6 protein-coding genes are annotated in these 11,973 nt (G+C 69.9%); 3 read left to right on the forward strand and 3 right to left on the reverse strand.

Annotation, left to right across the window (positions count from 1 at the left end; all coding sequences use genetic code 11):
- Positions 1-554 precede the first annotated feature (554 nt).
- Genes ACWEQO_RS32535 through ACWEQO_RS32545 form a run of 3 tightly spaced genes read left to right on the forward strand, consistent with a single transcriptional unit; the run spans position 555 to position 7,584 of the window.
- Positions 555-1,712 (forward strand): restriction endonuclease-related protein, encoded by a 1,158-nt coding sequence (locus ACWEQO_RS32535; protein WP_452986202.1) that lies wholly within the window; start codon positions 555-557, stop codon positions 1,710-1,712.
- Positions 1,709-4,966: a hypothetical protein gene (locus ACWEQO_RS32540; protein ID WP_452986203.1), complete on the forward strand. Its 3,258-nt coding sequence runs from the start codon at positions 1,709-1,711 to the stop codon at positions 4,964-4,966. The genes ACWEQO_RS32535 and ACWEQO_RS32540 overlap by 4 nt, the downstream gene beginning before the upstream one ends.
- Positions 4,960-7,584 carry an RNaseH domain-containing protein gene (locus ACWEQO_RS32545; protein ID WP_452986204.1) on the forward strand — a complete coding sequence of 875 codons (2,625 nt, stop codon included), beginning with the start codon at positions 4,960-4,962 and terminating at the stop codon, positions 7,582-7,584. The genes ACWEQO_RS32540 and ACWEQO_RS32545 overlap by 7 nt, the downstream gene beginning before the upstream one ends.
- A gap of 135 nt (positions 7,585-7,719) precedes the next feature.
- Here ACWEQO_RS32545 and ACWEQO_RS32550 read toward each other — a convergent pair whose 3' ends face one another.
- The 3 genes from ACWEQO_RS32550 to ACWEQO_RS32560 form a co-directional block, all read right to left on the reverse strand.
- The gene (locus ACWEQO_RS32550; RefSeq protein WP_452986205.1) at positions 7,720-8,418 is read right to left on the reverse strand and encodes a restriction endonuclease; all 699 of its coding nucleotides are present in this window, start codon (positions 8,416-8,418) and stop codon (positions 7,720-7,722) included.
- Between the two features lie 167 nt (positions 8,419-8,585).
- Entirely contained in the window at positions 8,586-10,844 is a 2,259-nt protein-coding gene (locus ACWEQO_RS32555; RefSeq protein WP_452986206.1) for a Helicase associated domain protein, read from the reverse strand.
- A gap of 105 nt (positions 10,845-10,949) precedes the next feature.
- Complete coding sequence (locus ACWEQO_RS32560; protein ID WP_452986207.1) at positions 10,950-11,957, reverse strand: hypothetical protein; 1,008 nt, start codon at positions 11,955-11,957, stop codon at positions 10,950-10,952.
- Between the last annotated feature and the right edge of the window lie 16 nt (positions 11,958-11,973).

Raw genomic sequence — 11,973 nt, forward strand, 5'->3', positions numbered from 1 at the left:
GGGGCGGAGAGCCTGTCGGCTCTTCAGTTGGCCTGGCGGCCAACTACGGGCCTGACGGCCCGTAAGGTGGCGCGTCGTCATGCCTGACGGCATGACTGTGTGTCGGCTGGGCTGGCCCTGACGGGCCAGCAGGGAAAGAGGAGCGGGGCCTGGCGGCCCCGCTGTCGCATGCTCAGGTGTCATGCCTGGCGGCATGACGGTGGGGTGTCGGGTGGGTTCGGGTTCCCTGCCCTGCCGGGCAGGTTCGGGGACGATGCGTCTCGGCGCCTACGGCGCCGTGATGTCGTAAGAGTTTTTTAGACAGTTATCCGGTTCCTCTCCCCCTCTGGCGTACCTGGGTGGGTGCGCTTTGGCCCTGGCGGGCCAACAGAACGGGGCTGCGGGGCGTGCCTGCCGGCATGTGCGGTTTCTTGTAGTGCCCCCGCTGCCGCGGGGGCACGTCTTCGTCGGTTTTGGAGTGCATTGTCAGACCCAGTCTGTATGTTCCGGAAGTTGTTGGCCCGTCTGGAATGAGCCCCGAATACCACTGGTGGGGCGTGGAGGGGTGATGAGCTGTGCCTGTCAGCCAACATGTTGCCGCTCGGAGGATCATTACCGCTGCTCTGCGGGCTGGTGCTGCGTGGATCAACCGGGTTGAGGAGCCTCGTGCGTGGCGGGAGCTGTCTCGTATGCACGGGGTGCTCTTGTCGAGTCTGCCGGTGGGGGCAGGCCCTTCGACGCCTGCCGAGATGATCGATTTGCTGCCGGTGCGCTTGCGGGAATGGGTGCCGTTGGCGTGGGACGAACTTCCTTCTGTCATGGGGGATTTGGTTGTCCTGACGGACAACGGTGAGCTGACCGAGGAGGCCTTCGAGGCGGGGATGAACTATCTGGAGGCCCTGTACGGGGACGACGGATACTTCGATCTCGGTGGGACGTGGCTTCCGGCGTGGGTTCGGCAGACGGCTGAGCAGACGGAGCGGGCTGCCTTTCGGCACATCCGCTCCGATGGGCAGGCCGGTTATGTGGCGGCGCGGACCATGCTGACCGAGGTGCCGTACGGCACGGAGCGGGCACTGGTCGAGGAGTATTCGCGGCGTGGCGCGGCACGGATGGACGTGTATCGGCCTGTTCCCTCGGACCGGGTGTGGGCGGGGGCGTCGTCGTGGTTGTGGCCGTGTCCGCAGTGCCGGTATCCGATGGTGCTGCGGGGTGGGCAGTTGCGGTGTGAGTATCCGCCGCATCAGAGCCGGTTCGGCCTTGTCCCGGGCGGTGGCAAGCGGGGTGGGCCGCCTGTACTGACCGGTGGGCGGGGCCGGTTGGCGACGGCTGCGGAGCCGGCGGAGGGCGTGTTGTACCTGGACTGGGGGGTATGGCGGTACATCACCTGTCCCGGGCTGAGTGAGGTGGGCCTGATGCAGTGGCTGGAGAAGCAGGAGGGGGTGCGGGTAGAGCGTTGGGAGAACCTGGACGAGTGGGATGTCGGCGTCTACCTGGTGGACGGGCATTGCTGGCGGGTGGACGTCAAGGATCACCAGGACGCGCAGACGATCATTGACCGGCCGCCTGCCGGGGAGACGGTGGTCGTGCCCAACTACCGGCGCAGCCAGGTCAATCAGCTGCAGTCCGGGCTCGATGCGCTGCGGACTGCTGACGGGCAGCGCTACAGCGTGTTCACGGTCAGCCGGTTCAAGGCGGCCGTGACCCGGCGGTTGAAGGGGATGGGCGCATGACGTCGCCGAAGAACGCGAGGTATTCCGTCAGCGTGCCGCTGACGCTGCGGGCGGTGATCCTGCTGGCCGCGCGGGTGTTCCCCAACCGGGCGCTGGAGGAGCAGGCGTCGTGGCGGCGTGTGGTGGATCTTGCTGATGCGCACTTCCTGGCCACGGGGCAGATGCATCTGTGGGACGGCTGGTCTGCTCTGGCGCTGCCCGATCAGGTGCGGATCACGCGGATGCTGCGGCAGCGGCCGGCTGTCCTTGCCTCCCGTTCGGTGTTTGTCACGGAGACGGCAGCGGTCCTGGACGGTGGTGAGGCGGTCGAGTTCGCCCCGGCCGACGGGGAGGAGCAGGTGCTGATCCTGCCCGTGGGCGACGAGGAAGCCCTCATCGATGCCTTGCTGGACGAGCTTGAGGACAACGCGGCCAAGGGGCAGTTGCTGCCCAAGCCTGCGCCGCCCGGCTCCTACGTCAGCGACCTGCGGATCAGGGATCCGCTCAGCCCTTCCGGCCGGGTGGTGGACGTCTTCTACGACCTCGACTACCAAGGGCCCCCTGCTCCCAGCGTGGTGCAGGAACTGGGCGACGCCCCGGTCGCGGACGAGGTGGTGATCCCCTTCGCCGAGCTGGACGAGATCGCGGGCTGGCTCGATGAGCTGCGCGGGCAGGACTACCGGCGCAAGGCGGTCGCGGACATCAGGCGGCACGCCCGCGGCCGCGACGGCACGGACGTGGGCGAGCTTCTGCGCGTCCAGGCCGGGCCGCTGCGGGTCTTCCACGCCCCCACCGGGATGGGCAAGAACGTCCTGAGTGAACTCGTCGCGGTGTGGTGTGCCCAGCGGGGCCGGGTGATCTCGCTGGTCGTTCCGCAGAGCGCGCAGGTCCTGGCCACGGTGTACCGGCTGCGGCAGGATCTGGTCGACCTGGGGGTCTCCGCGCAGGTCACGCCGGTCGTCTCCCCCGCCTCCATGATGGATCTGGCCGAGCAGACGGCCGGCAATCCGCAGGACAATGCGGACTTTCGGACCTGGGTGTACCGGGAGATGTCTTACAGCTGCCCCCTGACCGGACATGCCACCACCTCCTCCGAAGCGGTGGACACGTGGACGCCGGGCAAGGAGCCGTGCGACCAGCTCAAGCCCAACGGGCCGAGAGCGGACAAGGCCCTGGCCTGCCCGTGGCGCGGCGGCTGCGGGAAGTTTCGCCACCACCGGGCCTCGGCGTCGGCGGACATCCTCGTCACCAACCATGCGAACTTCCTCACCGGGCACATCCACGCGCCGGTGGCGGGGCGGCCTGCCCCGGGACGGCGGATGACCACCGAGCAGCTGCTGCTGCACCGCAGTCATCTGGTCATCATCGACGAGGCCGATGCCCTGCAGGCGCAGGCCTTCGACCAGGCGGCCCGTCAGGTGCTGCTGGCCCAGGACGGTGCGGAGCGCACCCCGGTACGCGAGCTCGACAGCCAGTTCCGGCGGCACTGCTACCGGCTGCCGATGAGCCTTGAGCAGTACCTGCGACCGCTGATCAACCACCTGGTATGGCTGGCCGAGTCCTATGTGTCCCACCTCGTCGGCGGGGTCATCCATCCCGACCGGGAGCGGCGCAGCATGGTGGTGCCGCGCCGCTGGGATGGGATGTTCGCCTCCCGGATCTTTGGGCTGGAGGCTGGGGAGCGGCCCACGGAGCAGCAGATGCAGGCGGTCAACCAGCTCTACAAGCGGGAGGGGCCGCTGGAGTTCGCCGATGAGGTCGAGGGGCTGGCCGAGCTGAGGGAGCTTTTGTCCTCGGTCACGGATCTGGCCGGTGGGTCGGACCGGCTCACCCACGCCACCTTGAAGCGGATCGGAAAAGCGTTTTCGGCGATCACCGGTGAGACGGACGAGAAGCGGCTGTCCTCGCTGGCGCTGCTGGCAGCCCGGCGGGCGTATCTGGAGGAGATGCGCAGCATCCTGCACCGCATCGTCGGTGTCGCTGCACCGTTGCAGGGGGCGGGGATCTCCGCCGGCAATGACCTGGTGGATGCCCTGGCCTCGCACGTGCCGTGGCGGGCTGCCCCCTATGGTCCTTTGGGGCGTGCGCTGTTCGCGTTCTCCGAGACGTTCGATCCTGGCGACCGGCACCAGACGGCGCTGCGGCTGAAGTCCTATGTCGGGGATCCGCACGCTCACCTGGCCTACCTGGGCGAGGTGACCGCGCTCGCCCATACCGGCACCCGCCGGGCGGTGATCGGGATGTCTGCCACGGCGTTCATGCCGTACGCGCCGCGTCATCACCTTCTGCCGGAGCTGGCCTGGTACGTGCCGGACGACGTCAACGGAAGCCTCACCGTCGAGCTGCAGGCCGGCCAGGACAACGGGGCAGGCATCGTGGTGTCCGGCACCGACGGAGTGAACCGGAAGCGCGCCTATACGGCCATGGGACGCAGCGTCGGTCAGGACCTCCCCGCGCAGCTCGACGCGGTGGCCACCGATCCGGCGACCGCGCACCGTGCGTATGCGCTGCTTGCGCCGACCGCCTACGACGCCGGTCCTGCGCTCGCCCGCGGCATGATTGACGTGGGGGTCGCGGCGTCGGAGATCTGTGTGGCGGTGCGGCCGCAGGAGATGGCTGCGCTGGAGCGGATGCCGCCCGGCTGGGTGCCCATTCCCAGCAACCGGCTCGAGCAGTTCCCCCACGCCGTGGGTCACGGCCGGTGCCGGTACCTGATCGCCCCCATGGCGCGGGTCGAGCGTGGTCTGAACATCGTCGACCGTGACGGGCGCTCCCTGCTGCATGTGGCCTGTCTGGTCAACCGGCCCATTCCTGTGATGGAGGACCCCCCGGTGCTGCTGTCCCTGGTCAACTCTCTCGCCTACCGCCAGCGGCGGCCGGGCCCCGATCCGGCCGGGGAGCTGGAGCGGCTGCGGATCACAGCGGGCCAGATCTTCGACGACATCCGCAGCGGCCAGGGGTACTTCAAGTCGCTGGGCGAGGACGTCAAACTCGCCGTGGTCGCGGAGATCCTGACCCGGCTGATCCAGCTGGGCGGGCGTACCCGCCGCGGCGGGGACCCGGGGCGGCTGCGGCTGCTGGACGCCGCCTTCACCTATACCGCCGCCGACTCCACCCTGCCCGCCCTCCTGAAGCAGTTGCGTGGGAAGTGGCGGGACGAGGACCACATGCCGCTGATCGACGCCGTCTACCGCACCACCATGACCGACGCTCTGCTGGGCTTGGCGGAGCACTCCCCCACCGGATATGAGGAAGAGGAGATGGGCGAATGGTGAGTGACGACCGCGGCCGCCTGTTCACCCTGTCCTTCGCGCTGGATGACCGGCTGCTGGGCACGGTGCACGTCTATCCGCAGGACGAGGCGTTCGCGCCGGCCTGGCGGCGGCTGCCGAGGCCGCGGGGCAAGGACGCCGTGCAGCCGATCGCGTCCCTGCAGACGGCGGCGCGGGCCGTGACCGGTGAGCGGCTGGTGTTCACCAACCCCGACCGACCCGCCAGGACCGGCCGATGGGCCGGGCGGAGCGTGATCGTCACGCCCGGGCCGCTGGACGGGGCCGTGGTGCGCACTTTGATGCGGGAGTGGGAGACGCGGCTGGACGGGCATGACGGCCGTGACACCCTCGCCGCTCTGCTGCGGCTGTCCGACGACGGGCCCCAGCCGCTCAGTTCGCTGCTGCACCGCGACAATGCTGGGCGGATCACCGGTCCCCGCTGGGCATTTCGGGTGGCCGGGTGGCGGCTGGCGAGCATGCTGGCTGCCCAGCCCCTCGGGCTCGACGAGTCGCTGCCGGCGCTGCGGTTCCACCTCGACAGCGAGGGCGACCTGCTGGCGTGGCAGGCCCCGCTGGTCCACGAGCGAACGTGGATCGACGAGGAGAGCGGCAAACGCCGGCGCATCGCCGGCTACGCCATGGAACGTATCCACATCGAGGTCGAGCCCGCCCCCGGCGGGAAGGGTCTTCTTGCGCATCTGTCGGCGCGTATCTCGCGCGTCGCCACCCACTACAAGGGCATCCGCAACGTCCTGCTGCGCCATCCCGTCAATGCGGACATCATCCTCAAGGCCCCGATCACCACCCGGTGGGAGAAGGGCCCGGACGGATTCATGCAGCCCGCGGCCGTCCGCTACCGCGGGGCGACGGCACAGATCGTCGAGGCCTGCGGCGTCGGCCGCCTGCCCCAGCCGCCCCTGACGGGGCTGGACGAGCTGGCAGAGGTGCGCGGGGTGCACCGCACGGGCAAGCACCCGATCGACAAGGGCGTCGGGGCGATGTTCCAGGCCCGGCTCGAGGAACACGCCGGGCGCGTCCTTGGTCAGGAGCCCGTCATCTACACCGGGACATCCATCAAGATCAGCAAGCCGGGCGGAAGCCTGCCGCCCTACGTGCCGGCCGGCAAGATGGCCGGCGCCATGGCAGGCGCCCAGCTCGACGCGGTGCGGACCGTGGTGTTGTACGAGTCGGCCGAGTGGCGCGCGCGGGTGCTGGGGCAGCTGGCTCGCGACTACGCGCGGCCCGACCTGGCTGATCTGCCCGACGAACAGCCGGTGGTCCTGGCGCCCGGGTATGAGCTCGTGGCGGTGCGGCTGCCGGAGCTTGTCCGTCACGGCGGTCACGACCGCAGCCTGATCCTGAACACGCTGCCCTGGTTCAAATCCGGTGCCGGGCGGGCCCTGGTCACCGCGCTGTGCGAGACGCGCTACCCCAGCGAGCAGGAGAAGGAGGCTGGGGTGACGGATGCCAAGCACGCGCTCAAGGTGCTCTTTGCCGAGCGCGGCATCCCCTCGCAGTTCATCACCATGGACTCCGACCCTGGCGACCCGTACCGGCTCAACACGCCCGAGAAGGTCGCGCGGGCCAGGGCCCGCAACGCCGGTCTGCCGGAGCCGGACGTCGCCTACAAGGACGACCATGCGGTGCAGATCGCGCTTGGCAGTCTGCACTCCGACTCCGGCATCATCGACAACCGTCTGGCCGCCACCGCCTTCCACCGCAACGCCAAGGACACCGCCCTTGACCGGGAGGCTGTGGCGGTGGGGCTGTGGACCCGCTACCACCGTTACGACGAACGTCCCGGCCGTCCCCGCAAACCCGCCGTGCTGGCCATCACGCTGGTCGCCATGCGGATCCCGCTCGGCGAGGACGCCTACTGGCCCACCCTCATGTACAGCGACCAGGGCTGGCGCCCCCTGGCCCAGGCACGCGTTTTGCATCATGCCGGTCCTATCGGCAAGAAGGGGCATCACCTGCGGGAGGACCACGGGGGCCCGGACAACGTCCGCACCTATGCGGACCGGGCTCTGGCCGCGCTCGGTGACCGGTTTCCGATCATCGTCTTCGCCGAGGAGCGTGAGCGGATCTGGCCCGGTCTGTGCAACGACCGGCTCGACGAGGGCCACGTTCCCGGGCAGAGCCTGATCGCCCAGGGGTGGGATGTGGCGGTCGTCAGGGTCGGCAACGGACAGGGCACACCCCAGCCGTCACGGCGCACCGGCGGCGTGAGCAGGCTGCCGGCCAACCCGATGCAGCCGGTCATGCCGGAGAAGATCCTCTACCGTCACGATCACGGGGGCGTGGTGTCCTGGCTGTTTGCGGGACAATCCCGCCAGCACGTCGGCGGCCAGCGCACCGGCACCCAGTACACGCGCCGCACGCTGCCCAGTGGGCAACTGGCTCAGATGGGTGCTCCCTTCCACGCCATGACCCGCACCGAGTACGTAGTCGCTCGCCATGGTGGCTGGCGCGAGGAGCAGCTGGTCGGTCTTGCCGCGCGGATCTGCGAGCAGGCCGCCATGTGGGATGGGCGCACCAACCTTCCTGCGCCCCTGCATCTCGCCAAGAGCGCCGATGAGAAGCATCCCGGCTTCGTCGATCAGGAAGGGTTCGGCGAGTAGGCGCGATTGTGGCGCGCGTCGGTTTCCAGGCTCGTGCCGGCGCAGCTGATGGCTGGCTGGTCCCGCCCGGGCTTGGTGGGGCGGGGCGGGCGTTCTGTGTGTTACCCGCCTCGCCTCTCACGGCCCGGTATGAGGTCACTTGGCGTAGGTCTGTTTCCAGCGTGCTCGGTGGCGGGCTTCGCCTTGTCCGCGTCCGTTGACTTCGGCCAGCGACAGCAGCGGTGTCCCGTTGTTCCACAGGCCGACGAAGTCTCGGTGCAGGGTGAGGATGTGGTGGTCGAGGGCGAACGCTTCGGCCTGGCGGCTGAATCGTGTGGTGGCGACGAAGATGGCCACATCCGCGGCGAAATGCACCTGGGCTCCCAGCAGATCGCGTACTTCGCGGCTGGCGATCGTCCGGTGGGGTGCGTATCGCTTGCACTGGATCACCATGGTCCGGCCGTCTGGTAGCCGGCCGAGCACATCGGCTCCGTTGTCTCCGGTCCCGCCTACCGTGCGCACCTGTGTGCAGCCGTCGCGGCGGCATAGCTCAGCGACCACTTCCTCGAACTGAGTGCCGGACATGGTGTCGATCGCAGCCAGTGTCCGCTGTCCCGCTGCGATCTCCTCCCGTCGTCTCCAGGCGGCGTCCGAGCTGCGCAGTTGTCTGTCGGTGCGCCATAGTCGCCACACCCTCCAGCCGACTCCTGCGACGGCGAGGACTGCGCCGATATACAGCCAGATCGCCGGGCGCAGCAGGGCCAGCAGGGCGAGTGCGGCGAGTCCGCCTGCTGCCGCCTTGTATCGGGTGGTGTGGCGTCTGCGGGCAGTTCTGCTCTTGCGTTTGGCCGCCATGTATGCCCCCTCTTGCACCGGCCGGTATGGGTTTCTCCCTGCTGTGCAGTGTGGGCATGCCGAGCGACTCCGCCAGGGCGCAATTCAGGCCATTGGCTTGAACCTCTCGTCCCTCTGCCGGCTCCCGGCGTCAACCGTTCCTCCTTCGAGGAGGTGAGCTCGCCTGCTTACAGGCCGAGTTCGGCCAGTGCTGCTTGCCTGTGCGGGCTGAGGCTGGAGCGGCGGCGGCGCAGGTTGCTCAGCCACTGGCCCAGGCGTACGGGGTCGCCGTCGATCTTCTCGATGTGGCGCTGGGGGACGTTGAGATGTCCTTCCCGCGCGCGGAATGCCTGTGCGGCGGCCAGCCCGCGCTGGAAGGCACGCTCGCGCGCCGGCAGGTGGCTCTCTTCCGCCGGGGAGGCGGACGTGCCGGGCAGGTCGACGAGTCCCAGCTCCTTCAGCAGGCGCTTCTGTTCGGGGTGAAGGCGGTCGGATCGGGCGCGCTGGGCCTCGAGCCACTTCTCTGTCTGGGAGGCCGTCCCGTTGTGTGCCAGGCTCTGGCGGGCGGCGTGGTAGGTCCGCTGCCAGGTGATCGGCCAGGGCGGGTTCCACCACTGGTCCAGGGCAGTGAGGGCAGCGGCGCGCTGCTCGGTGAGGGTCTCGGCCCGGGTGCGCTGAGTGGCCAGCCAGCGGCCCAGGGGGAAGCCGTCATGGACTTCCTCGACGGGTGCGGCGAGGTGGCCGTGGCGGGCGGCATAGGCGGCGGCGTGGGCCAGTGCCCGTTCGAAGGCCTGCTGGCGGGGGTCCCAGATGATGCCGAGGCGCTCGAGGGCATGGACACGCACGGTGTCGAGGGTGTTCTTGGTGTGCAGGTGGCGCTGCCAGGTGAGCCAGCGACCCAGGGGGTAGCCGGTGGGGTCCTCGTAGGCCTGGGGGACGTCGAGGTGGTGGTGGGTGTTGCGGTAGCTGCGGGCTGCGGCGAGGCCGCGGCGCCATTCGGCGCTCTTGGGGGCAAGGACGCGCAGGGAGAGGGCGAGGGCGACTTCTTCGGCCTGGGTGGGGCGGTCGAAGCGGAGCCAGGCTTCGGGGTCCTCGCCGGGCATGGTGGGGCGGTGGGTGCGGGGGTCGGAGAGGCGGGCGTCGAGGCGGTCGTCGTGGGCGCGCAGGGCCTGGATGGTGCGCCACAGCGGGGTGTAGGCGTCGGCGCCGAGGAGGTCGTCGGGGTCTTCGTCGGGGGTGAGGTAGACGGGGACGACGAGGGTGGCTTTCTTGCCAGCGCCGGGGGTTTGGCGCAGGGCGCGGCCGACGGCCTGGACGGTGTCGACGGGGCTGTTCTTGGGGTCGGCGAAGACGACGGCGTCGATGGCGGGCACGTCGATGCCCTCCCCCAGGACGCGGGCGTTGGACAGCACGGCCGGGGTGTGGGGGGTGGTGTGGGAGGCGAACTCGAGCAGGAGGCGGCGGCGGACCTGGGGGGTGTGGTGGCCGCTGATCCAGTCCGCCCACAGCCCTTCGGGCCGCAGCTCTGTGGGGAGGGTGGTGGCGGTGTCCGCCAGGGTGGTGGCGAAGGCGCGGGCGTCGGCGACGCGGTGGTGGAAGGTGAGGATGCGGCGTAGCCGGTGGTCGTGGATGGCGCGCAGGGCGGCGACCTGGCGGCCGGCCAGGCGCAGTCCGTCGACGCCGGCGCCGGGGCCGGTGGCGAGCCAGTCGCGCAGGTCTTGGTCGGTGACGACGGGGACGAGGATCTGGTAGTCGGCGAGCAGGCCGAGGTCGATGGCGTCGGAGAGGTTGAGGTGGTAGGCGACGGGGCCGAACAGGTTCTCGTCGTCCATCGAGGCCACTGTCTCTGCGCCGTCGGTGTCCGGGGCGTCGTCGGGGTCCCAGATACGGGGGGTTGCCGACAGGTAGAGGCGACGGGCGGCGGGGACCTGGTCGTCGTGGTGGACGGCGGCCCAGGCTTTGCCGAGGCGGCCGGCGGTGCGGTGGGCCTCGTCGACGACCACCAGGTCCCAGGGGGGCAGGTGGTGGTCGCGGTGGGCGGCGATGACGGCGGGCAGGGAGGCGTAGGTGGCGTAGGCGGTGACCGGGCCGGAGCGGGGTGGGGTGGCGAGGGCGGTCAGCTCGCCGGAGTCGGTGGTCAGGGGGATGTCGGCGCCGAGCGGCTCGTGGTCGAGGGCCTGGCGTGCCGAGCACACCGCGATGGAAGTGCCTTTGCGTCCCGCGGTCCGCCAGGAGCGGATCGTCTGCACGAGCAGGTCCAGGGTCGGCAGGAGTACCAGGACGCGGCCGCGGGGGGCGATACGGGCGGTGGCGCGGGCAGCGATCAGGGTCTTGCCGGTGCCACAGGCCGCGATCACGCTGGCACGGGGATGGTTGCCGAGGACACGGGTGGTCGCCGAGACGGCTTCCCTTTGGTGGGGGCGCAGTTCGAGGGGTGTGGTGGCCATGGAGAGGTGCCGCTCCGGACATGAACTGTTGAGGCGGTCATGGGGCGTTGCAGGGAGATCTTTTCGGCGATGTGGGCAATGGTTTTGCGGGTGGGGAGCTGCGGTTCAGCTTGCCGATGCCACGCGTAGGGCGCGGCTGAGCAGGATGGGGTTGCCCAGGTGGCGGCGTAGTTCTCTCTCCAGTCCGGCGACCGGCACCAGGTTCTGCGGGGCCCGGGTGTCTTTGTACTCAATGCTGGCGTATCGCGGCAGGAGTACCTGGGAGAGGTTGGCCAGCTCGATCGCCGCGGCCGCGGGGATGTCGGCGGCGCATTCCAGTCGCACGATCCCGGCCCATGGGGCGCCGGGGGTGCACGGGAGTCGCAGGTACCAGGCGTGGCGGTGCCAGGAAGTGCCCATCAAGAACACCGGGCTGCGTTCGCCGGGGGCCAGGGTGGCGATCATGGCGTGCAGGTCGGGTGGCAGGTAGGCGGTGCGGTGGGACTTGATGAATCCCAGTGCGCGCGGTAGGTGGGTGCGTCCGCGCAGGGGGCCGTCCACGACCAGGAGGTCCGATTCTTCGGGGACGCCGTGGTCGGTCAGGGCCGTGCGGGCGTGGGTGGCGACGAGGACCTCGAGTTCGGTGAGTTGGCGTTGCAGCGCCGTCGAGAGCAGCACGGCGAGGTTCTGTTCTTGGTCGTCGGGGGTGATGGTGGCCTTGTAGGTTCCGGCGGTGGTGGGCACGTCGGCGGCGTTGGTGGCGGTGGTGAACAGACCACGCCGGTAGCCGATGGTCAGCAGATGTGCGCCGCGGTCGGGGCAGCAGCACACGGCGCCTGCCGCGTAGGAGGCGCACAGCGCCATCCGGGCGTCCCGGACCGCGTTGCCGGGGCTGGTGGCCGGTTCGGCGGAGGGGGGCTGTTCGATCCAGATGCGGGCCTCGACGCGACGGACGCCGTCGACGAACAAGACCGCACCTGGGGCAGATACCTGGGAGGGCGAGACGGGCTTCCAGTCGGCCGGGGCAAGTTCGATGTGGGGAGTGACCTTGGCGGTGGAGTCGGCGATGCCGTTCTCGGCGTTCTCGACGCTGGAGCCGTAGGTGGGGTCCCAGCCGTCGACGTGGAACCGCATGCGGGAAGCCTGTGCT

The sequence above is a fragment of the Streptomyces sp. NPDC004051 genome (assembly GCF_053604275.1).